Raw genomic sequence first — 20,867 nt, 5'->3', positions numbered from 1 at the left:
GGTGCGCGGACCGCGCACCCCAGGGGCCTTGCCGTTGTTGCCAGGTCGGCCGGATCGGACGGTGGTCAGACGGTCTCGCTCTGCCTGGCGTCCTCGATGACCTCTGCCTTCGCCTCCGGGCCGGCTCCGCGCAGCGGCACCTCCTTGACGAACACCGCCGCCAGCAGCGCGATCACGCCGACCGAAGCGCCGACCAGGAAGGCGATGTGGGTCCCGGACGAGACCGCGAACTGGTACGCCTCACGCACCGGGTCCGGCAGCTTCGCCAGGCTCGCCGCGTCCAGCTGCGCGGACTTCGCGGTGGCCGCTCCGCCGCCGTGGGCAGCCATCTCGTCCTGCACTCGTCCGGTGAACAGCGCCCCCATGATCGCGACACCGAAGGAGCTGCCGAGCGTACGGAAGAGGGTGGTCGCGGAGGAGGCGACACCCATGTCCTTCAGCTCGACGCTGTTCTGCGCGACGAGCATGGTGATCTGCATCAGGAAGCCCATGCCCGCGCCGAGCACCGCCATGTAGATGCCGGAGGTGAAGCGGGTGGTGCCGGTGTCCATCTGCGAGAGCAGAAACAGACCGGCCACCATCAGGACGGAGCCGATGATGGGGAAGATCTTGTACTTCCCGGTGCTGGTGGTGACCCGTCCGGCGATCAGCGAGACGACCATCATCGACAACAGCATCGGCAGGAGCAGGAGTCCGGAGTTGGTCGCGGACGCGCCCTGGACGGACTGCTGGAACAGCGGCAGGAAAAGCACCGCGCCGAACATCACGAAGCCGGACATGAAGCCGATGAGGGACATCAGCGTGAAGTTGCGGTTGTGGAAGATGTGCAGCGGAATGATCGGTTCTGCAGCCTTCGTCTCGACGAAGAGGAAGCCGACGAGGGAGACGACACCGATCGCGGCGAGCTCCATGATCACGGCGGAGTCCCAGGCGTACTCCGAACCGCCCCAGGTGGTGACCAGCACGATCGCGGTGATGCCGAGAGTCAGCAGCCCGGCACCTAGGTAGTCGACCTTCGCCTTGGTGCGCTCCTTGTTCGGCAGGTGCAGCACGGCGGTGACCATGGCAAGGGCGACCGCGCCCAGCGGCAGGTTGATGTAGAAGCTCCAGCGCCAGCCGAGGTGGTCGGTGATCGTGCCGCCGACCAGCGGTCCGCCGATCATGGCGATCGCCATCACGCCGGCCATCAGGCCCTGGTACTTGCCGCGCTCACGGGGCGGCACCAAGTCGCCGATGATCGCCATGACGCCGACCATCAGACCGCCCGCGCCGAGTCCCTGGATCGCCCGGAAGCCGATCAGCTGGCCCATGTCCTGGGCCATTCCACTCAGTACGGAACCGATCAGGAAGACCACGATGGACGTGAGGAAGATGCCCTTGCGTCCGTACATGTCGCCGAGCTTGCCCCAGATGGGGGTGGAGGCCGCGGTGGCCAGGGTGTACGCGGTGACGACCCAGGACAGATGCTCCAGTCCGCCGAGGTCGCCGACGATGGTCGGCATGGCGGTGCCGACGATCAGGTTGTCGAGCATGGCCAGCAGCATCGTGATCATCAGGGCGAGCATCACCACCCGGACGCTGCGCTGCCGCGGCGCGGGCGTGGTGGCCGGCGCGTCGGCAACCTTGTCGGCCGGTCTGCCGCCCGCCTTCCCGCCTGCCGCCTTCTTCAGGTCCGACATGATCCCCAACTCCCTGATCCCCTGTTCACCGGTCACTTACTTGCCGCCCGGCTAGTTGACTACACTGGGGACAGTAGAACCCGTAACTAGCCGGGCGTCAAGTAAGTTTTTTGGGGAGAGCACCATGGGCAGCACGCCGCAGCCACGCCGGGGCAACACGCGCCAGCGCATCCAGGACGTCGCCCTGGAGCTCTTCGCCGAGCAGGGTTACGAGAAGACCTCACTGCGCGAGATCTCCGAGAAGCTGGACGTCACCAAGGCGGCGCTGTACTACCACTTCAAGACCAAGGAAGACATCCTCGTCAGCATCTTCGACGACCTCAACCGGCCCGTCGAGAAGCTGATCGCCTGGGGCAAGGAGCAGCCGCGCACCCTGGAGACGAAGAAGGAGCTCCTGGTCCGTTACAGCGACGCACTGATCGACGCCGCCCCCTTGTTCCGCTTCATGCAGGAGAACCAGGCGGCCGTGCGCGATCTCAGTGTCGGGGAGACCTCGAAGAAGCGGCTCATGGAGCTGCTCGATCTGCTCAAGGACCCCGACGCCGCCCTCGCCGACCAGGTCCGTTGCGTCAGCGCGCTCGTATCGATGCACGCCGGGATGTTCTTCCTCAAGGACGTCGACGGCAAGGTCGAGGACAAGCGCGAGGCCGTCCTCGAAGTCGCCGTCGGTCTGGTCACCCAAGCCCACAGCCCGGACCCCGCGAAGTAGCGGGGCCCGGGCTGCGGGCTGTGCGTCCGGTCGGGTCAGACCGTGACGCCCTGCTTGTACAGGAAGGCGACCGGGTTGACCGCGGAACCGTAGTTGGCGGTGTTCCGGATCTCGAAGTGCAGGTGCGGACCGCTGGAGTTGCCGGTGTTACCGGAAAGGGCGATCTTCTGCCCCTTCTCCACCGACTGGCCGATGTGCACGTCGATCCGCGACAGGTGGGCGTACTGCGAGTACATGCCGTTGCCGTGCTTGATCACGATGGCGTTGCCGTACGCGGGGCCGTCACCGCCACCGTTCGGACCGGCCTTCACGACGACGCCGCTGTGCGCGGCCTCGACCTTGGTGCCGACCGGTACGGCGAAGTCCTGGCCGGAGTGCTTGTGGGCCCAGCGCGAGCCGTCGTTGCCGAAGCTGGCACTCAGCTTGTAGTGGCTGACCGGCGCCTCCCAGGAGGTCACCAGGCTAGCGGCCTTCTTCGCGGCCTTCTTCGCCTCGGCGGCCTTCTTGGCCACCGTCTGCTTGGCGGCCTGGGCCGCCTTGCCCTGCACGGTCGCCTGCTTGGCGACCGACTCGGCCGCGGCATTGACCAGGCTCGCCGCCTCGGGGGCGCTCGCCGCCGCACCGGCCGCGAACGCAGCGCCCGCACCGAGAACCATCGTCGTCCCCAGGCCGGCTGCCACCACGGCGCCACGGACACGGGACACGGACGGGCGGCGGGAGTGCTGGAACGTAGCGCGCTTCGACATATGCGGAGATCCTCCGGAGGTGAGTCGTCCCGGCTTGTCCGCCGGGCTGGCTATCCCTTGGTAACCCGGACCCCCAGCAATGCTCAAACACCCCATCTACGAACAAAAGCCGTAGCCGACACGGCGGGAATCCACTCGGGCGGGCTCCGCACCACCCGCTCCGCACCCTGTCGGATCTCGTCGGCCGAGCAGGTTTAACCCCAGTTCCAAACCGCTCTAAACGGACATTACCTAGCGTTCCAGGCGTCCCGCACCGTCACTCCGAAGGTCCCGGTCGCCCCCGGGACTGAGGTCCCTCCCGTGCTCGCGGTCATCTCCCCTAAGCCTCCTAGTAGGCCCCGAAAGGGCTGTGCGCCTTGTCACCCGCGGTGGGACCAAGGGCTGTCCGATTCGGGACCTTCGGCCTGCGGCCCTCCTCGCCGTTCTGCGCCGACCGGCAGGAGTCGGCCCGGCGACCGCGCCGCACGGTCTGTCGGAACCGGCCCGGACCTTCAGCACCGCCCGGAGACCGCGCTGTGCAGGTCGACGGGGCGCCCTGCCGCCCGATGCCGAGGGCCGCGGGCGGCAGGGCCGCTTCGGCGGCGAGGCCGTACTGCGCGGGCGCGTCGGCCGGAGGTCGGTGACGACGGGCGTCCTGAGGTCGGTGACGACGGGCGTCCGGCGCAGAACGGCGAAGAGGGCCGCCGGCGGAGCGAGGGTGCGTCCGCAGAGCGATGCCAGGCCCGCCCAGGGGCCGAGACCGTCCCATGGGGCGTCCTGCGAGGCCCGGACCAGTCGCCGCACCTCGGACCCGTACACGGGGACGCCGTCCAGCCCGTACGCGGGCACGTGCGGAAGCTTCACCCGGCGCAGGCCGGGGAGGGAGATGATCGGCGCCGGGTGCGGAAGTGGCCGGCGCCGCCGGATCTCACGCCGCCCAGGTCCTGCCCGGCCTCGATGTCGAGGCTGAGGACACCGATGTCCACGTCCCCCGGCACCGACGGCCTCCGCATCACCAGCTGATCCCGGGCCGCACAGAAAAAGGGGCTGCCCCGGAACCGTGCGGAACGGTCCGGGGCAGCCCCTTCACATGCTCAGACGCTCTACGCGCCCTTACGCGTCCTTCGTCAGGTTCGGGCCGGCGCCGCCTGCCGCCTGCTCGATCGGCGGGACGTCGGGCAGTGCCGACTTCTCCTCGCCACGGAAGGTGAACTTCTTCTCCTCACCCTCGCCCTCGGTGCCCACGACCACGATGTGACCGGGACGCAGCTCACCGAAGAGGATCTTCTCGGAGAGGATGTCCTCGATCTCGCGCTGGATCGTCCGGCGCAGCGGCCGGGCACCCATCACGGGGTCGTAGCCCTTCTTCGCCAGGAGCGACTTGGCCTCCGCGCTGAGCTCGATGCCCATGTCGCGGTCCTTCAGACGCTCGTCCACCTTGGCGATCATGAGGTCGACGATCTGGATGATGTCTTCCTCGGTCAGCTGGTGGAACACGACCGTGTCGTCGACACGGTTGAGGAACTCGGGCCGGAAGTGCTGCTTGAGCTCTTCGTTGACCTTGTTCTTCATCCGCTCGTAGCCGGTCTTGACGTCGCCCTGGGCGGCGAAGCCCAGGTTGAAGCCCTTGGAGATGTCCCGGGTCCCGAGGTTGGTCGTCATGATGATGACCGTGTTCTTGAAGTCCACGACCCGGCCCTGGGAGTCGGTCAGGCGACCGTCTTCCAGAATCTGGAGCAGGGAATTGAAGATATCGGGGTGGGCCTTCTCGACCTCGTCGAAGAGGACGACGGAGAACGGCTTGCGGCGCACCTTCTCGGTGAGCTGGCCGCCCTCTTCGTAACCCACGTAACCGGGGGGAGAACCGAAGAGGCGGGAAACCGTGTGCTTCTCACTGAACTCCGACATGTCGAGGGAGATCAGCGCATCCTCGTCACCGAAGAGGAATTCGGCGAGCGTCTTGGAGAGCTCGGTCTTACCGACACCGGACGGGCCGGCGAAGATGAACGAGCCACCGGGCCGCTTCGGGTCCTTCAGACCGGCTCGCGTACGGCGGATCGCCTGCGAGAGGGCCTTGATGGCGTCCTTCTGGCCGATGACGCGCTTGTGGAGCTCGTCCTCCATGCGCAGCAGACGGGAGGACTCCTCCTCCGTCAGCTTGAAGACCGGGATGCCCGTGGCCGTGGCCAGGACTTCGGCGATCAGCTCGCCGTCGACCTCGGCGACGACGTCCATGTCGCCGGCCTTCCACTCCTTCTCCCGCTTGGTCTTCGCCGCCAGCAGCTGCTTCTCCTTGTCGCGGAGAGACGCTGCCTTCTCGAAGTCCTGGGAGTCGATGGCCGACTCCTTGTCGCGGCGGACGCCCGCGATCTTCTCGTCGAACTCGCGGAGGTCCGGCGGCGCGGTCATCCGGCGGATGCGCATCCGGGAGCCGGCCTCGTCGATCAGGTCGATCGCCTTGTCCGGCAGGAAGCGGTCCGAGATGTAGCGGTCGGCCAGCGTCGCGGCCTGGACCAGCGCCTCGTCCGTGATGGACACGCGGTGGTGGGCCTCGTAGCGGTCGCGCAGACCCTTGAGGATCTCGATGGTGTGCGGCAGCGACGGCTCCGCGACCTGGATGGGCTGGAAGCGGCGCTCGAGGGCCGCGTCCTTCTCCAGGTGCTTGCGGTACTCGTCGAGCGTCGTCGCACCGATCGTCTGGAGCTCGCCTCGCGCCAGCATGGGCTTGAGGATGCTTGCCGCGTCGATCGCGCCCTCGGCGGCGCCCGCACCCACCAGGGTGTGGAGCTCGTCGATGAACAGGATGATGTCGCCGCGGGTACGGATCTCCTTGAGGACCTTCTTCAGGCGCTCCTCGAAGTCACCGCGGTAGCGGGAGCCGGCGACCAGCGCGCCGAGGTCGAGGGTGTAGAGGTGCTTGTCCTTGAGGGTCTCGGGCACCTCGCCCTTGACGATGGCCTGCGCCAGGCCCTCGACGACCGCCGTCTTGCCGACGCCGGGCTCGCCGATGAGAACCGGGTTGTTCTTGGTACGGCGGGACAGCACCTGCATGACCCGCTCGATCTCCTTCTCGCGCCCGATGACCGGGTCGAGCTTGGATTCGCGAGCGGCCTGGGTGAGGTTCCGGCCGAACTGGTCGAGCACCAGGGACGTGGAGGGCGTGCCCTCCGCGGGGCCGCCCGCAGTGGCCGCCTCCTTGCCTCCCGAGTACCCGGAGAGCAGCTGGATGACCTGCTGCCGCACGCGGTTCAGGTCGGCGCCCAGCTTGACGAGGACCTGGGCGGCGACGCCCTCGCCCTCGCGGATCAGGCCGAGCAGGATGTGCTCGGTACCGATGTAGTTGTGGCCGAGCTGAAGAGCCTCGCGGAGCGACAGCTCCAGGACCTTCTTGGCTCGCGGAGTGAAGGGGATGTGCCCGGACGGGGCCTGCTGGCCCTGACCGATGATCTCCTCCACCTGCTGGCGGACCGCCTCGAGCGAAATCCCGAGGCTCTCCAGGGCCTTAGCGGCGACACCCTCACCCTCGTGGATAAGGCCCAGGAGGATGTGCTCGGTGCCGATGTAGTTGTGGTTGAGCATCCGGGCTTCTTCCTGAGCCAGGACGACAACCCGCCGCGCGCGGTCGGTGAACCTCTCGAACATCGTTAATCGCTCCTCAGAGCGGTCAGGCAGTAAGGGGTCGGTCCCCTCCCTGTCCTTCCGCAGCTTAGTCCCGCAAGCGGGGACCGCTCATTCCAACTGCCGACACCCGTCCTTGGCCTCCTGCCCCGAACGCCGACAACTGCTCCAACCCGATGGTGCGAGACGATGTTCCCGCAGGCCAGGCAGATACCCCTATCGCCAGTACGCCGACGGCGAACGTGAGACGTCTCGGCCTGCGTGTCGCCCCTCCCCACTAGGGATGTCTTACCCGCAATTACAGACAGTCCATGCGGCGCACGCCGGTTCCCTCCGCTACGGGCGAACATCCTTGCGCTCCAAAATGCGCTCGTGCGCCCTCCATTCCGGACACGCTGCGCATGCAATCGAGGACTCTGCGTAACTCTTGGGGTCTCTCGGCAGTTCTTCCGGCATGGCCCTCACCGTCCCGCCTCCGCGCTCGCCGCTCGCCGACGACCGCGACGGCCATGGCGACCATGCGCAGTGGTACGAGCGCGAGCTCGGCTGGGCGACGACGGGCACCGCTCCGCTCCGGTTGCTGACCGGGCTGCGGTTCGACGTCCTGGAACTGCCTGCGGTCGCGGGTCACGCTGCGCTGCGGCGGGTGGGACGCACCGGGCCGGTGGCACTGACCGGGCAGACCATGGGGCTACTGGTGGCCCCGGGGAGCGCCGACGAGCTGCCGGGGCTGCTCGACTGGCTGGAGTGGGGCGGGGTGGCGCTCACGCTGACCGCCGTCGGTACGGGCGGGCGGATCATCGCGCCGGCACCGCCCGGCTGGGCGGCCGGCTCGCCGGGGGCCGCCGTATGGCTGCGGCCCCCCGAGCTGCGGCACGAGGGGGAGGAGCTCCCGGCCCTCGCCGGCCTCGGGAGCAGGGGTGGGGATGCTCCCGATCTCGTACGGCTCGTGGACGCGGTGGCGACGGAATGCCACCGGGCCCGGTTGACGCGTGCCGGAACAGGACGACCGGCAACGGGGTGCACGGCCGATCAGCCGACAGTTCAGCCGTTGGCCTTCTCGTAAGCCTCGCGGATCTCTGCCGGAACACGACCGCGGTCATTCACATTGTGACCGTTCTCGCGCGCCCACTTACGGATCTCAGCGGTGTCCTTGTTGCCACCGGGAACGGCGCGACCCTTGCCGCGGCCGGTCGCGGCACGGCCACCGGTGCGTCGGCCACCCTTGGTGTACGGCTCAAGAAGACCGCGGAGCTTGTCCGCGTTGGTCGTGGTGAGGTCAATCTCGTACGTCTTGCCATCCAGAGCGAACGTCACTGTCTCGTCCGCCTCGCCACCGTCGAGGTCATCGACAAGAAGGACCTGAACCTTCTGTGCCACCGGATTTCCTTTCATCGAAAATGCAGTACGCGGAAAGGAAACCGCTTTTCTCCGGAAAACACAAACCCCTGGGAGAGGTTCAGGAGTGCAAGAACACGGGAAACATGCGCGATTCGGACATAGGGTTCCGGGTTCTTCCGGCGGTCACAGGTGCAGAAGCATCCGGCTGTTGCCCAAGGTGTTCGGCTTCACTCGTTCGAGACCGAGGAACTCTGCTACGCCCTCGTCATAGGAACGCAGCAGCTCGCTGTAGACATCTGTGTCGACCGGCGTCTCTCCGATCTCCACGAAGCCGTGCTTGGCGAAGAAGTCGACTTCGAAGGTGAGACAGAAAACCCGGCGCACACCCAGCCAGCGAGCGGTCTGCAACAGCTTGTCCAGCACTTGATGCCCCACTCCGACACCCTTGATGCTGTGATCGACCGCGAGAGTACGGACTTCGGCGAGGTCTTCCCACATCACATGGAGTGCACCGCAGCCGATGACCCGGGCATCCGCGTCGCGTTCCGCGATCCAGAACTCCTGGATGTCCTCGTAAAGCGTCACCGTCGCTTTGTCGAGCAGGATGCCTTCGCGTACGTACCCGTCGAGGAGACGACGGACCGAGGGCACATCGCTCGTCCTGGCACGGCGGACAGTGATGGCTGCGTTTATAACCGACGGTTCGGTACGGAAATCTGTATGCGGAAGCTCTGAGGACATGCCCCGACGCTATCGCTCGGTCTCCGGGCCGGCGTCATCAGCCGGGTGATCAACGACCTCCGGGGCGTCCGGGGATACGATCCGCATCGCATCGCGGAGAGCTTCGCGCTGCTCGGCGGACATCATGCCGAAGAAGGCGACAAGAGCGGCGGCCGGGTTGTCACTGTGCGACCAGGCTTCGTTCATCAGTGCGGCCGAGTAGGCGGCGCGGGTGGAGACCGCCGTATATCGATATGCGCGGCCCTCTACTTCCCTGCGCACCCAGCCCTTCTGATGGAGATTGTCCATTACCGTCATGACGGTCGTGTACGCGATGGACCGTTCCTGCTGAAGGTCCTCAAGGACTTCCCGCACGGTGACCGGACGGTTCCATTGCCAGACCCGCGTCATCACGGCGTCTTCCAGCTCTCCCAATTGGCGGGGCACAGCGTCACCATAGTGCTAGATGTCTGGAATGGCAGGTTATTTACACAGCAAAAGGGCGTACGACTCATACTGTGCCGTACGCCCTTCGCTCGGTGCGATGCGATCCGGTGCCGTGCAGTGGCAGTACGCGAGGTACCGGTCAGGCCCCGTCGGTCCGCGGGGTCTTCTGCACCGCCTCGGCGCGACTGATCGCCGAGTCCACGGCCGCGTCCTCCTTGGCCTTGTTGGGGCCGCCCTGGCTCTTGACGATCGTCACGACGAGACCGATGAAGAAGGCGGCCATCACCACGGGGGGCACGAGCGCGGATACGTAGTCCATGGCGTCCAGAGTAGCGAGCCCGGTGCGGACTTCCGTGTGCCCCCTCCGCCGGGCGGCGTGGCTATCCCGCGGCGCGCTGCTGCGCGGGCGGGGCCGGCGGGGCCGGGCGACGGGGCGGGAAGACCTCCGAGGGCTTCGGCGCGGGACGCTCGGGCGGTGGCACCGGACGGGCCGGGGCCGGCGGGGTCTTCGGCCGCTCGGGTTCGGCGGCTGCTGCCCGGCCGCCGGGCAGCGCCAGCAGCCGGCTGCGCGGAGCGGGGGTCGTCGCGGGTACGGCCCGGCCGGCGAGCCGGGCCCGCACCGACCGCTCGGCGAGCACCTGGCAGCGCTCCAGGAGCGCTGCGGCGACCGGTCTGCAGCGCTGCAGGCGCAGTGCGGCCAGATCCTCCGGGCGGGGGTCGTAACCGGCGGCCAGGGCGTCCTGGAGCAGTTCCAGATAGCCGGTGGCGGAGCCGGGAAGGGCGTCTCGGTAGCGGACGAGGTCGGCGAGGAGGAACGCGCGGAGCCGTCCTGCCTCGCCGGCCACCTCGTCGACGGAACCCGCAAGACGCAGGCAGTCCTGGACATCGTCGTCGGGCAGGGGCGCGGGGTGGAGGGCGTTGGCGAGGGCGCGTCGGAGCACTCGCAGCTCGTCCGCGCTGAACGCCATACCGCCGCGTGATCCGTAAGGCGTGGGCATAGCGCGACAATACGTGCTAAATGGACAAAATCGGCTTAGCTGGCCGACGGCGGCGCGGCGGCGGCCATCCCGCCGCCGCGTCGTTCCCGCAGGTGCCTGGCGCTCCGCCTACATCCGGGCCACGTTGCGCTCGTACACCAGGCGCAGGCCGATGAGCGTGAGCCAGGGCTCGTGCTCGTCGATCACGGAGGACTCGCCCAACACCATCGGAGCAAGGCCGCCGGTCGCAATGACGGTGACGTCGTCCGGGTCGGCCGCCAGCTCCTTCTTCATGCGTTCGACGACGCCGTCGACCTGACCCGCGAAGCCGTACACGATGCCCGCCTGCATGGCCTCGACCGTGTTCTTGCCGATCACGCTGCGCGGCCGCGCCAGCTCGATCTTGCGGAGCTGGGCGCCCTTGACGCCGAGTGCCTCGACCGAGATCTCGATGCCGGGAGCGATGACTCCGCCCGCGTACTCGCCGCGGGCCGAGACCGCATCGAAAGTGGTGGCGGTGCCGAAGTCGACGACGATGGCCGGGCCGCCGTAGAGCTCGACGGCGGCGACCGAGTTGATGATGCGGTCCGCGCCGACCTCCTTCGGGTTGTCCACCAGGATCGGCACGCCCGTCTTGATGCCGGGTTCCACGAGCACGGCAGGAACGTCCCCGTAGTAGCGGCGGGTGACCTCGCGCAGCTCGTGCAGCACCGCCGGGACGGTGGCGCAGATCGCTATGCCCTCGATGCCGTCGCCCAGCTCCTCGCCGAGCAGCGGGTGCATGCCCATCAGGCCGTTGAGCAGCACCGCGAGCTCGTCCGCGGTACGCCGGGCGTCGGTGGAGATCCGCCAGTGCTCGACGATCTCCTCACCGTCGAACAGGCCCAGGACGGTATGGGTGTTGCCGACGTCGATGGTGAGCAGCATCAGGCGCCGGCCCCGTCGCGGAAGTCCAGGCCGATGTCGAGGATCGGTGAGGAGTGGGTGAGCGCACCGACGGCGAGGTAGTCGACGCCCGCGTCGGCGTAGGCACGGGCGCTGTCGAGAGTGAGACGGCCGGACGACTCCAGGGCCGCGCGGCCGCCGACGACCGCTACGGCCTCCTCGGTCTCGGCCGGGGTGAAGTTGTCCAGCAGGATCAGGTCGGCACCCGCCGCCAGGACCTCGTGGACCTGGTCCAGGGTGTCGACCTCGACCTCGATCGGTACGTCCGGGAACTCGTCCCGCACCCGCTTGAACGCCTCGGCGACACCGCCCGCCGCGATGACATGGTTGTCCTTGACCAGCGCGGCGTCGGAGAGCGACATCCGGTGGTTGACGCCGCCGCCGCAGCGCACCGCGTACTTCTCCAGGGCGCGCAGTCCCGGAGTGGTCTTCCGGGTGTCGCGGACCTTGGCCTTCGTGCCCTCGAGCACGTCGGCCCAGGCGCGGGTCGCGGTCGCGATGCCGGAGAGCCTGCAGAGCAGGTTGAGCGCGCTGCGCTCGCCGGTGAGCAGGTCGCGAGTGCGGGTGGTGACCGTCAGCAGCTTCTGGCCGGGGACGACGCGGTCGCCGTCCTCGACGTGGCGCTCCACCTCGAACTCGGCCGTACAGACGATGGACAGGACTGCCTCGGCGACCCGCAGACCTGCGACGACACCGGCCTCACGGGCGGTGAAGTCACCGGTGGCCATGGCCTCCTCGGAGACCGTCGCGACGGTCGTGACGTCCACGCCGTGGTCGAGGTCCTCCTCGATGGCGACGTGCGCGATGTCCTCGACCTGAACGGGGTCGAGGCCCGCGTCGGCGAGGAGCTGGGCGAGGTCGGGGTCGAGGCCGCACTCCAGCGGGTCCAGCTCGTAGTCGTCGTCCCCGCCGCAGCCGCAGGCGTCCCCGCAGCCGCCCGCGGACGGTGCGGGCGCGCCGATCTGGATCAGCGGTACGTCCACGGGTGTGGGGCGCGGATTCTCTTCGGGCGTGCTCACGGTTACGGCTCCTCGGGGGTGGGGTGGGTCGTGGGTGCTGCTGCGCAGTCTGGTGCCCCCGCCGGGTGTACGGGCGGGAATGCCTCGGATTCAGTCCGGCTGAGGACGAGCCGTCGGTCCGGGGTGAGCCGCACGACGAGGTGGCGGCGCCAGGTCTCGTCGTCCCGCTCGGGCCGGTCCTCGCGCCAGTGGCAGCCGCGGGTCTCCTCGCGCTGCCGGGCGGCGGCGACGAGGACGCGCGAGACGAGGAGCAGGTTGGTGGCCTCCCACGCCTCGACACCGGGCTCCGCACGCTTCGGCCCGGCCGTTGCCCAGGCGTCGGCGGCCGCACTGTTGTGCAGGGCCTCGAGTTCGTCGGCGGCGGTGACGAGACTGGCGGCGGAACGCAGGACTCCGGCGCCCCGGGTCATGATTCGCTGGATCGTGGTCCGCGCCTCGGGTGCGAGCAGCGGCGAGGGGGCGGGGCGGTCGGTGTCCCGTTCGGTGTCCCGGTCCGCCACCGGGGTCGCCTTCGTCACAAGGGCTGGGGCCTCCGTCGTGCGCGACCGGTCCTCGACGATGTCCGCCGCGATGCGTTCGGCGAAGACCAGGCCCTCGAGGAGCGAGTTGGACGCCAGCCGGTTCGCGCCGTGCACGCCCGTGCAGGCGACCTCGCCGCACGCGTACAGCCCCGGGACCGTCGTCCGGCCGCGCAGATCGGTACGGATGCCGCCGGAGGCATAGTGCGCAGCGGGGGCGACCGGGATCGGTTCGGTGATCGGGTCGATGCCGTGGGCCCGGCAGGCCGCCAGGATCGTGGGGAAGCGCTTCTCCCACATCTCGGCGCCGAAGTGGCGGGCGTCGAGGTACATGTGCTCGGTGCCGTGCAGCTGCATCTGACGGGTGATGGCCTTGGCCACGATGTCGCGCGGCGCCAGTTCCGCGAGTTCGTGCTGCCCGACCATGAACCGCGTTCCGGACGCGTCGACGAGATGGGCGCCCTCGCCCCGTACCGCTTCCGATACGAGGGGCTGCTGCCCCTCGGAGTCGGCGCCGAGGAAGAGCACCGTCGGGTGGAACTGGACGAATTCGAGGTCGGAGACCTCCGCGCCGGCCCGCAGGGCGAGGGCGACGCCGTCACCGGTGGAGACCGACGGGTTGGTGGTGGCGGAGAAGACCTGGCCCATACCGCCGGTGGCGAGGACCACCGCGGGGGCGTGGACCGCGCCGACACCGTCGTGCTGGCCCTCGCCCATGACATGCAGGGTGACGCCGGCGGTCCGGCCTTCGGCGTCCGTCAGAAGGTCCAGGACCAGGGCGTTCTCCACGGTGTGGAGGGCTGCGGAGCGGACCGCCTCGACCAGGGCGCGGGAGATCTCGGCGCCCGTCGCGTCCCCGCCCGCGTGCGCGATCCGGCGGCGGTGGTGGCCACCTTCACGGGTGAGCGCGATGTCGCCGGTGTCGGTGGTGTCGAAGTGCGCGCCGGTCTCGATCAGGCGGCGTACGGCGTCGGGGCCCTCGGTGACCAGGGTCCGTACCGCCGACTCGTCGCACAGGCCCGCGCCCGCGACCAGCGTGTCGGCCAGATGCTGTTCCGGGGTGTCGCCCTCGCCGAGTGCTGCCGCGATACCGCCCTGCGCCCAGCGGGTGGAGCCGTCGTCGAGCCGGGCCTTGGTGACGACGACGGTGGCGAGGCCCGCGGCCGCGCAGCGCAGCGCGGTGGTGAGGCCGGCGACGCCGGAGCCGACCACCACGACATCCGCGTCGATGGCCCAGCCGGGGGCGGGGGCGGTCAGCCGTATTCCGGTCACGTGTCGGCTCCGAAGGTAAGCGGGATGTTGTCGATGAGGCGGGTGGCGCCCACCCGGGCGGCGACGGCGAGGATCGCGTCACCGGTGGTCCGGTCGTCGGGGATCTCGGTGAAGTCCGCCGGGTCCACGAGCGCCAGATAGTCCAGGGCGAGCGGGGGCTGTTCGGCGGCCGCGTCGTCGAGGATCATGTGCGCGGCGGCACGCACCGCCGCGGGCCCGTCGTCCGGCCTGGCCCGGGCCACCGCCTGGGTGTCGGCGGCCGCGCGGGCCTCGCCGAGCCGGGTGAGCGCTGCGGCCCGGCCCGTCGTCGCCGGGGTGGTCTGCGCGCGGGCGTGCAGCGCCTGCTGGGCGGCGAGCCTGTCGCGGGCCGCGAACAGGGCCCGGGACAGGGCCAGGGCGGTGTGGCGCTCCTGGGCGTCGAGGAACCGGTTGCGGCTGGAGAGCGCGAGGCCGTCCGGCTCACGGGCCGTCTCCACGCCGACGATCTCCACCGGGAAGTTCAGATCGCGCACCATGCGGCGGATCAGCGCCAGCTGCTGGGCGTCCTTCTGTCCGTAGAACGCGACGTCGGGGCGGGTGAGGTGCAGGAACTTGGCGACGACGGTCAGCATCCCGTCGAAGTGGCCGGGACGAAACGCCCCTTCCAGCCGCTCGCCCATCGGGCCCGCGGCGACCCTGACCTGCGGCTCGCCGCCGGGGTAGACCTCGTCGACGGACGGTGCGAAGACCACGTCGGCACCGGCCGCGCCGGCGACGGCGAGGTCGGCGTCGAGGGTACGGGGGTAGCGGTCGAGGTCCGCGGCCTCCCCGAACTGGAGCGGGTTGACGAAGACGGTGACGACGACCTGGCCGTCCGGGCCCGCGGCGGCGCGGGCGGCCCGGATCAGGCTCGCGTGACCCTCGTGCAAGGCGCCCATGGTCATGACGACGGCCCGCGGCCCCTTGCGCCCGCCGGACGCGTCGAGCTCGGCTGCCGTACGGACCAGAGCGGTGGACGTTTCGGTCATCGGGTGTCTCCCGGTCCGGTGCTGCCCGTGGTGCCCGCACCCGTGGCCCCGTCGGCCAGGACGCCGAGCAGGTCCTCCGCCAGCTCCGGCTTGAGCAGGCCGTGCGCCAGCGCCCGGTCGGCGGTGGCGCGGGCCATCGCGAGGTATCCGGCCACGGTCTGCGGGGCGTGCTTGCGCAGCTCGCCGATGTGCGCGGCGACCGTGCCCGCGTCGCCGCGGGCGACCGGGCCGGTCAGCGCGCCGTCACCGGAACGCAGAGCGTTGTCGAGAGCGGCGCCGAGGAGCGGGCCGAGCATCCGGTCGGGAGCCTCGACCCCTGCCGTGCGCAGCAGCTCCATCGACTGGGCGACCAGCGTGACCAGGTGGTTCGCGCCGAGGGCGAGCGCCGCGTGGTAGAGCGGACGGGACTCCTCCGCGATCCATTCGGGCTCGCCACCCATCTCGATGACGAGCGCCTCTGCGGCGAGCCGCAGCTCGTCGGGCGCGGTGACGCCGAAGGAACAGCCGGCCAGGCGCTGGACGTCGACGCTCGTGCCGGTGAACGTCATCGCAGGGTGCAGGGCGAGCGGCAGCGCACCGGCCCGCAGGGCAGGGTCCAGGACCCGTGTCCCGTACCGCCCCGACGTATGGACGATCAGCTGCCCCGGGCGGACCGCACCGGTCTCGGCGAGGCCCTCGACGAGACCGGGCAGGGCGTCGTCGGGCACGGTCAGCAGGACCAGCTCGGCACGCGCGAGCACCTCGGCGGGCGGTACGAGGGGCACGTCGGGCAGGAGCGCGGCGGCTCGGCGCACCGACGCGTCGGAAACACCCGACACGGCGACCGGGCGGTGACCGGCGAGCTGCAGGGACGCGGCAAGGGCAGGGCCGACCCTGCCCGCGCCCACGACGCCCACGGTGAGGCGGGCGGGGCGGTCCCTCGCGTCGAGGGGCTCCTTGGGTGCTGTTGCGTTCACGCGGCGATGGCCTTCCGTTCCAGTCCGCGGGGGGTACCGGACGATTTCTCTGCATGCTACGCCAGCGTTTCGCGCAGACTCCTGGCCGTCCACAGCCTGTGGACGAATGCGTGGATGACCGCCGGGGCGGGGACCGCGAAACCGTGTGGGCAGGGGCCGCCTTCTGCGTGATGATCGTCCCATGGCAGACAGGCATGAGCAGGCACGAGCGCAGGCGCAGGACGAGATCCGGGACGAGGTCGGGGACGGGATACAGGACGGGGAGCCGGACCGCGAAACGGCAGAACGGTTCCGGCGGATCGCCGCCTGGCGCCGGGCAGAACGGATCCTTTCGCGGCCGCCCGTCGACCGCACCCTCGGCGAGCAACTGGCCGATCTGGGCGCGTACGCCGGTTCCGTGGCCGATCTGGACCGGCCCGCGGACATCTACGGCGACGGGATCGTCGCCGTACTCGAGGAGCGCATCGCCGAACTGCTCGGCATGGAGGCCGCGGCCTTCTTCCCGACCGGAACGATGGCTCAGCAGGTCGCGCTGCGCTGCTGGGCGGGGCGCACCGGCAGCCCGACCGTGGCACTGCACCCGCTCGCCCACCCGGAGGTGCACGAGCGCGGTGCTCTGGAGTCGGTGAGCGGGCTGCGTACCGTCCACCCGACGTCCGAGCCACGGCTGCCCACCGCGCAGGAGATCCGCGACTTCGCCGAACCTTTCGGCACGCTGATGCTGGAGCTGCCGTTGCGCGACGCCGGTTTCGTACTGCCGGAGTGGGAGGAGCTGGAGGCCGTGGTGGCGGCCGCTCGCGAACGCGATGCAGTGGTGCACTTCGACGGCGCGCGACTGTGGGAGTGCGCCCCCCGCTTCGGGCGCGGGCTGCCGGAGATCGCAGCGCTCGCGGACAGCGTGTACGTGTCGTTCTACAAGACGCTCGGCGGACTGTCCGGGGCCGCGCTCGCCGGTCCGGAGTCCCTGATCGCGGAGGCCCGCACCTGGCGCCACCGGTACGGCGGCCAGCTCTTCCAGCAGTTCCCGGCCGCGCTCTCCGCGCTGGTCGGCCTGGACCGGGAGCTGCCGAAGCTGTCGTCCTACGTGGCGCAGGCGAAGGTGGTGGCCGGCGCCCTGGCCGAGGGCTTCACGGAGTCCGCTGTTCCGTGGTTCCGGGTGCATCCGGAGCCGCCGCACACGCACCAGTTCCAGGTATGGCTGCCGTACGGGGCGGAGGCCCTGACCGAGGCGGCGGTACGGCAGGCGGAGGAGACGGGCGTGGCGCTCTTCCGCAGGTGGCACCCGGCTGCGGCGGGACCGCCCGGGGTGTCCTACACGGAGGTCACGGTGTCGGAGGCGGGGCTGGAGTGGACCGCGCGGGATGTGCGGGTGGCGGTGGGGGAATTCGTGAAGCGGCTGGGTTAGCGGAGGCACCGGGAGCCGCCCGGCGGCCGCTCCGTCCTCAAGCGCCGGAGCAGCTGGAGTTGTCCCGCGGGGTCGAGTTGTCCGGCGGGGTGGAGTGGTGGCCGTGGGTGAACAGTTCTCGTAGCGCCGTGCGCCAGCGGCGGCGTGCCGGGAGGCCCGCCATCACCGCGTCGAAGCGGCGCCGGTCGCGTACGTCCCGTACCACCGCCCAGTCGTGCCGGCCGGGCAGCGGCGGCGGCAGTTCCCCGTGCTGGGCTGCGCGATAGCTGTCGATCATGTGCTGCTGAATGGCGTCCATGAACTCAGCGTGGGCCGGTCCCGGCGGTCCCGCGCGACGATTGACGACCGCCGTCAAACGGCACCTGACGTTTTCGCCGCACCCCTCACTATGGAGGGGTGAGTGTGAACATCGACATCGCGGGACTGCCGCCCGAGCGCATCGTCTTCGAGACCTCGCCCCTCGCCGAGCTGGGGCTGGCTCTGCATGCGCTCTCCGAGCCCGGGCACCATCCCGGACTTCACGGCTGGGCGACGGCGACCGCCGCCTCGCTGGAGCCCGACCTGGCCGACCGGCTGCACGAGGCCGACTTCTTGTGGCGCAACACGTTCTCCGACGTCTTCATGCCGTTCGCCGGGGTGCGCGGCGGTGACGGCCGGACCGGGGCGACACTCGCCGAGGACCTGGACATCCTCGACCGGCTGGACGACGAACGGTTCGTCGCCTCCGCCCTGGAGTTCACCTGCGCCAGCCTGTACGGGACCGGCGCACCCTCCCCGCTCAGCGACCCTCTGATGCGCGCCCGCGCACTGGACATGGCGGCGGCGCGCGGCCCCCGGCAGGTGGAGTTCACCCGGCAGTTGCTGGCCGACCCCGTCCCCGTACGCCGCTGGGTCCGGCGTCTCTTCGAGGACTGCGACGAGGCGTTCTTCGCGGACACCTGGCGCCGGGTCCAGGTCCAGCTGGTCGCCGACGCCCGGCACAAGACGGATCTGCTGCGCCGCAAGGGGGCCGGTGAGGCGTTGGGCGCCGTGTCCGCCGCACTCTCGCTCGACGAGGGCGCGTGCAGGATCAGCGCCGACAAGATGACGGAGGGCTCGACCACCGCGACCGACCCGGCCGTCGGCGCCGGGCTCACGCTCATCCCGACCAGCTTCGGCTGGCCGCATCTGATGGTGCTGCACGCACCGGGCTGGCGCCCGGTGATCCACTATCCGGTGCGCCGCCCCGAGCTGCCCTCTCCCGCCTCGGTCGAGATGCTCCAGCTGCGGATGGAGGCGCTGGCCCACCCCATGCGGATGCGGCTGTGCCGCAACCTCGCCCGTTCTCCGTACACGACCGGTGAGCTCGCCGACTCGCACAGCATCACGGCGCCCGAGGTCTCCCGGCATCTTTCGGTACTGAAGAAGGCCGGGCTGGTCACCACGCGGCGGCGTGGCCGGTACGTACTGCACCAGCTGGACCTGACGGTGGTGGCCCGGCTCGGCAGCGACTTCCTGGAGGGCGTGCTGCGGTGAGGTGACCGGGCGCGCCCGCCGTTGTCAGCCCGCCCCGCCTCCGCCGGCCCGTACCAGCCCCGTCTCGTACGCGAGCACGACGACCTGCACCCGGTCGCGCAGGTTCAGCTTGGTGAGGATGCGGCCGACGTGCGTCTTGACCGTCGCCTCGGAGAGCACCAGCCGCGCCGCGATCTCGCCGTTCGACATGCCCTGCGCGACCAGCAGCATCACTTCGCGTTCGCGTTCGGTGAGCTTGCCGATGTCCTTGTGCTTGGGTTCGTCGGTGCTGCTCGGCAGCAGGGGCGAGAAGCGGTCGAGCAGCCGCCGCGTGGTGGACGGGGCGACGACCGCGTCGCCGCTGTGCACCGAACGGATCGCGCCGAGCAGCTCGGCCGGCGGCACGTCCTTGAGCATGAAACCGCTGGCCCCGGCCTTCAGACCGGAGAAGGCGTATTCGTCCAGGTCGAACGTGGTCAGGATGAGCACCTTGGGCGCATCGGGCCGGGCGCAGATGCGCCGGGTCGCCTCGACACCGTCCAGCCTCGGCATGCGTACGTCCATCAGCACCACGTCGACAGCGGTGGAGCGAAGGTTCTCGATCGCCTCCGCGCCGTCGCCGGCCTCGGCGACGACCTCCATGTCCGGCTGCGCCGCGAGCACCATCCGGAAGCCGGTGCGCAACAGCACCTGGTCGTCGACGAGCATCACGCGGATCGCCATGAGGGTCCTTGTCTCCTGTTCCTGTCCAGCAACGGGCAGTGGGCTAGTGGGCGGGTTTGAGCGGCAGCAGTGCGCTGATCCGGAACCCGCCGCCGGGCCGCGGCCCGGCGTCCAGCGTGCCGCCGACCATGCCGACCCGCTCGCGCATACCGATCATCCCGTGACCTGCGCCGTCGGCGCCGCCGTCCTCGTACAGTTCGTGCGCCGCGCCCCGGCCGTCGTCCTCGACGAGCAGTCCGAGCCCGTCGTCGAAGTAGACCAGCCGCACGCTGGCCCCGGCGTCCGGGCCACCGTGCTTGCGGGTGTTGGTCAGTGCTTCCTGGACGATGCGGTACGCCGTCAGCTCGACGCCGGTGGGCAGCGGGCGCGGCGTGCCCTCGATCTTGAAGTCCACCGCCAGACCGGTCCGGCGGACCTGCTCGATAAGGTCCTCGATCTGCTCGACGTCGGGCTGCGGGACGTACTCCCCGCTCTCCTGGCTGTCGCCGGTGCGCAGCACGCCGAGCAGCCGGCGCATCTCGGCGAGGGCCTGCCTGCCGGTGCTGGAGATGGTCTCCAGGGCCTGCCGGGCCTGGTCGGGCGCCGCGTCCATCACGTACGCCGCCCCGTCGGCCTGCACCACCATCACCGAGACGTTGTGCGCGACGACATCGTGCAGTTCGCGGGCGATACGGGCCCGCTCGGCGGCCACGGCGACCTTCGACTGCGCCTCACGCTCCCGCTCCAGCCGGGCGGCCCGCTCCTCCAGCTGACTGAAGTATGCCCGCCGGGTCCGCATCGAGTCGCCGAGCACCCAGGCGAGGACGAACGGCACGGTCATGACGACGACGACGAAGACCTCCTGGACCCAGCCGCCCCGGGTCTCGCTGGGCCAGCGCAGCTGCGAGAGACCGGCCGCGCACAGGCTGCAGACCAGTGCGACCCGTGAGGCCCATCGCTCGCCGACCGTGGCCACCGTGAAGGTGATCACCAGCATGGCGAAGTTCGCGACGCTCGGCCTGACGTCGAGCATCAGCTGCACGACGCCCGCCGCGACGGCGAGCAGCAGCATCTTCTCCGGCGCCCTGCGGCGCAGCGCGACGACCAGGCAGAGACCGATGACGACCGGTACGGCAGCCAGCCGTGGTGTGCCTCGGCCCTGGTCACCCACGATGGACACGCCGGAGAGCCCGAGGAGGACGACAGCCCAGAAGATGTCGACGCCCGTCGGGTGCCTGCGGATGAAGTCGTAGAGGCGCTGCACGTAACCCAGCGTAGGGACAGGCGGCAGGTGGGCGGGTCAGCCGGAGGGTCGATCCGGTTCCTGGGACCG

At 70.1% G+C, this 20,867-nt stretch carries 21 protein-coding genes; 4 read left to right on the top strand and 17 right to left on the bottom strand.

The window, feature by feature from the left end:
* Positions 1 to 65: 65 nt before the first annotated feature.
* Entirely contained in the window at positions 66 to 1,679 is a 1,614-nt protein-coding gene (locus OHB49_RS23905; protein WP_329162866.1) for an MDR family MFS transporter, read from the bottom strand.
* Positions 1,680 to 1,803: 124 nt separating this feature from the next.
* Between OHB49_RS23905 and OHB49_RS23900 the strand changes: the two genes are divergently transcribed.
* Positions 1,804 to 2,388, top strand: a complete 585-nt coding sequence (locus OHB49_RS23900) for a TetR/AcrR family transcriptional regulator (RefSeq protein WP_030972371.1) — start codon at positions 1,804 to 1,806, stop codon at positions 2,386 to 2,388.
* A gap of 35 nt (positions 2,389 to 2,423) precedes the next feature.
* Here OHB49_RS23900 and OHB49_RS23895 read toward each other — a convergent pair whose 3' ends face one another.
* The 3 genes from OHB49_RS23895 to OHB49_RS23885 form a co-directional block, all read right to left on the bottom strand.
* Positions 2,424 to 3,134 (bottom strand): M23 family metallopeptidase, encoded by a 711-nt coding sequence (locus OHB49_RS23895; protein ID WP_329162864.1) that lies wholly within the window; start codon positions 3,132 to 3,134, stop codon positions 2,424 to 2,426.
* 839 nt (positions 3,135 to 3,973) lie between these two features.
* On the bottom strand, positions 3,974 to 4,111 hold the full coding sequence (locus tag OHB49_RS23890) for a hypothetical protein (RefSeq protein WP_329162862.1): 138 nt from the start codon (positions 4,109 to 4,111) through the stop codon (positions 3,974 to 3,976).
* Positions 4,112 to 4,226: 115 nt separating this feature from the next.
* Positions 4,227 to 6,755 (bottom strand): ATP-dependent Clp protease ATP-binding subunit, encoded by a 2,529-nt coding sequence (locus OHB49_RS23885; protein WP_030925328.1) that lies wholly within the window; start codon positions 6,753 to 6,755, stop codon positions 4,227 to 4,229.
* A gap of 430 nt (positions 6,756 to 7,185) precedes the next feature.
* Here OHB49_RS23885 and OHB49_RS23880 point away from each other — a divergent pair, with 430 nt between their 5' ends.
* Positions 7,186 to 7,797: an SCO3374 family protein gene (locus OHB49_RS23880; RefSeq protein WP_329162859.1), complete on the top strand. Its 612-nt coding sequence runs from the start codon at positions 7,186 to 7,188 to the stop codon at positions 7,795 to 7,797.
* On the opposite strand, the gene OHB49_RS23875 is transcribed toward OHB49_RS23880, so the two are convergent.
* The 10 genes from OHB49_RS23875 to OHB49_RS23830 all read right to left on the bottom strand — a co-directional run bounded on the left by OHB49_RS23875 (position 7,776) and on the right by OHB49_RS23830 (position 15,933).
* Positions 7,776 to 8,111, bottom strand: a complete 336-nt coding sequence (locus OHB49_RS23875; protein ID WP_030972365.1) for a histone-like nucleoid-structuring protein Lsr2 — start codon at positions 8,109 to 8,111, stop codon at positions 7,776 to 7,778. The two genes, OHB49_RS23880 and OHB49_RS23875, sit on opposite strands and share 22 nt — an antisense overlap.
* Before the next feature lie 144 nt (positions 8,112 to 8,255).
* Positions 8,256 to 8,813, bottom strand: coding sequence for an amino-acid N-acetyltransferase (locus OHB49_RS23870; protein ID WP_078852725.1), 558 nt, complete (start codon positions 8,811 to 8,813; stop codon positions 8,256 to 8,258).
* A 9-nt stretch (positions 8,814 to 8,822) separates the two neighbouring features.
* Positions 8,823 to 9,239, bottom strand: a complete 417-nt coding sequence (locus OHB49_RS23865) for a BlaI/MecI/CopY family transcriptional regulator (RefSeq protein ID WP_329162856.1) — start codon at positions 9,237 to 9,239, stop codon at positions 8,823 to 8,825.
* A gap of 139 nt (positions 9,240 to 9,378) precedes the next feature.
* Positions 9,379 to 9,558 carry a hypothetical protein gene (locus OHB49_RS23860; RefSeq protein ID WP_329162854.1) on the bottom strand — a complete coding sequence of 60 codons (180 nt, stop codon included), beginning with the start codon at positions 9,556 to 9,558 and terminating at the stop codon, positions 9,379 to 9,381.
* Positions 9,559 to 9,619: 61 nt separating this feature from the next.
* Positions 9,620 to 10,207, bottom strand: coding sequence for a hypothetical protein (locus tag OHB49_RS23855; RefSeq protein ID WP_030972358.1), 588 nt, complete (start codon positions 10,205 to 10,207; stop codon positions 9,620 to 9,622).
* A 138-nt stretch (positions 10,208 to 10,345) separates the two neighbouring features.
* Complete coding sequence (locus OHB49_RS23850; protein ID WP_030925312.1) at positions 10,346 to 11,143, bottom strand: type III pantothenate kinase; 798 nt, start codon at positions 11,141 to 11,143, stop codon at positions 10,346 to 10,348.
* A complete protein-coding gene (gene nadC / locus OHB49_RS23845; protein ID WP_030972356.1) occupies positions 11,143 to 12,180 on the bottom strand; it encodes a carboxylating nicotinate-nucleotide diphosphorylase in 1,038 nt (345 codons plus the stop codon). Before nadC ends, OHB49_RS23850 begins: the two co-directional genes overlap by 1 nt.
* Positions 12,181 to 12,182: 2 nt before the next feature.
* Complete coding sequence (locus OHB49_RS23840; RefSeq protein WP_329162851.1) at positions 12,183 to 13,970, bottom strand: L-aspartate oxidase; 1,788 nt, start codon at positions 13,968 to 13,970, stop codon at positions 12,183 to 12,185.
* Positions 13,967 to 14,977, bottom strand: a complete 1,011-nt coding sequence (gene panC, locus OHB49_RS23835; protein ID WP_329162849.1) for a pantoate--beta-alanine ligase — start codon at positions 14,975 to 14,977, stop codon at positions 13,967 to 13,969. Before panC ends, OHB49_RS23840 begins: the two co-directional genes overlap by 4 nt.
* Positions 14,974 to 15,933, bottom strand: coding sequence for a Rossmann-like and DUF2520 domain-containing protein (locus OHB49_RS23830; protein ID WP_030972351.1), 960 nt, complete (start codon positions 15,931 to 15,933; stop codon positions 14,974 to 14,976). The genes panC and OHB49_RS23830 overlap by 4 nt, the downstream gene beginning before the upstream one ends.
* 181 nt (positions 15,934 to 16,114) lie before the next feature.
* Here OHB49_RS23830 and OHB49_RS23825 point away from each other — a divergent pair, with 181 nt between their 5' ends.
* Positions 16,115 to 17,338, top strand: a complete 1,224-nt coding sequence (locus OHB49_RS23825) for a threonine aldolase family protein (RefSeq protein WP_329162846.1) — start codon at positions 16,115 to 16,117, stop codon at positions 17,336 to 17,338.
* 37 nt (positions 17,339 to 17,375) lie between these two features.
* Here the strand turns inward: OHB49_RS23825 and OHB49_RS23820 are convergent, their stop codons facing one another.
* Positions 17,376 to 17,636 carry a hypothetical protein gene (locus OHB49_RS23820; protein ID WP_329162844.1) on the bottom strand — a complete coding sequence of 87 codons (261 nt, stop codon included), beginning with the start codon at positions 17,634 to 17,636 and terminating at the stop codon, positions 17,376 to 17,378.
* A 104-nt stretch (positions 17,637 to 17,740) separates the two neighbouring features.
* Here OHB49_RS23820 and OHB49_RS23815 point away from each other — a divergent pair, with 104 nt between their 5' ends.
* Positions 17,741 to 18,853 carry a DUF5937 family protein gene (locus OHB49_RS23815; RefSeq protein ID WP_030972345.1) on the top strand — a complete coding sequence of 371 codons (1,113 nt, stop codon included), beginning with the start codon at positions 17,741 to 17,743 and terminating at the stop codon, positions 18,851 to 18,853.
* A gap of 24 nt (positions 18,854 to 18,877) precedes the next feature.
* Here the strand turns inward: OHB49_RS23815 and OHB49_RS23810 are convergent, their stop codons facing one another.
* Both OHB49_RS23810 and OHB49_RS23805 read right to left on the bottom strand, forming a co-directional pair.
* Positions 18,878 to 19,555, bottom strand: a complete 678-nt coding sequence (locus tag OHB49_RS23810) for a response regulator (RefSeq protein ID WP_030925297.1) — start codon at positions 19,553 to 19,555, stop codon at positions 18,878 to 18,880.
* A gap of 43 nt (positions 19,556 to 19,598) precedes the next feature.
* On the bottom strand, positions 19,599 to 20,798 hold the full coding sequence (locus tag OHB49_RS23805) for a sensor histidine kinase (protein WP_030972343.1): 1,200 nt from the start codon (positions 20,796 to 20,798) through the stop codon (positions 19,599 to 19,601).
* Positions 20,799 to 20,867 lie beyond the last annotated feature (69 nt).

The sequence above is a fragment of the Streptomyces sp. NBC_01717 genome, assembly GCF_036248255.1.
Lineage (GTDB): Bacteria > Actinomycetota > Actinomycetes > Streptomycetales > Streptomycetaceae > Streptomyces.
Note: the sequence above shows the minus strand (reverse complement) of the source record. Positions and strands in the feature narration are given on the sequence as shown.

Coding starts and splice junctions, on each gene's coding strand:
- OHB49_RS23905 (WP_329162866.1), bottom strand. CDS start 1,679: ATGTCGGACCTGAAGAAGGCGGCAGGCGGGAAGGCGGGCGGCAGACCG.
- OHB49_RS23900 (WP_030972371.1), top strand. CDS start 1,804: ATGGGCAGCACGCCGCAGCCACGCCGGGGCAACACGCGCCAGCGCATC.
- OHB49_RS23895 (WP_329162864.1), bottom strand. CDS start 3,134: ATGTCGAAGCGCGCTACGTTCCAGCACTCCCGCCGCCCGTCCGTGTCC.
- OHB49_RS23885 (WP_030925328.1), bottom strand. CDS start 6,755: ATGTTCGAGAGGTTCACCGACCGCGCGCGGCGGGTTGTCGTCCTGGCT.
- OHB49_RS23880 (WP_329162859.1), top strand. CDS start 7,186: ATGGCCCTCACCGTCCCGCCTCCGCGCTCGCCGCTCGCCGACGACCGC.
- OHB49_RS23870 (WP_078852725.1), bottom strand. CDS start 8,813: ATGTCCTCAGAGCTTCCGCATACAGATTTCCGTACCGAACCGTCGGTT.
- OHB49_RS23860 (WP_329162854.1), bottom strand. CDS start 9,558: ATGGACTACGTATCCGCGCTCGTGCCCCCCGTGGTGATGGCCGCCTTC.
- OHB49_RS23855 (WP_030972358.1), bottom strand. CDS start 10,207: ATGGCGTTCAGCGCGGACGAGCTGCGAGTGCTCCGACGCGCCCTCGCC.
- OHB49_RS23850 (WP_030925312.1), bottom strand. CDS start 11,143: ATGCTGCTCACCATCGACGTCGGCAACACCCATACCGTCCTGGGCCTG.
- panC (WP_329162849.1), bottom strand. CDS start 14,977: ATGACCGAAACGTCCACCGCTCTGGTCCGTACGGCAGCCGAGCTCGAC.
- OHB49_RS23825 (WP_329162846.1), top strand. CDS start 16,115: ATGGCAGACAGGCATGAGCAGGCACGAGCGCAGGCGCAGGACGAGATC.
- OHB49_RS23820 (WP_329162844.1), bottom strand. CDS start 17,636: ATGGACGCCATTCAGCAGCACATGATCGACAGCTATCGCGCAGCCCAG.
- OHB49_RS23810 (WP_030925297.1), bottom strand. CDS start 19,555: ATGGCGATCCGCGTGATGCTCGTCGACGACCAGGTGCTGTTGCGCACC.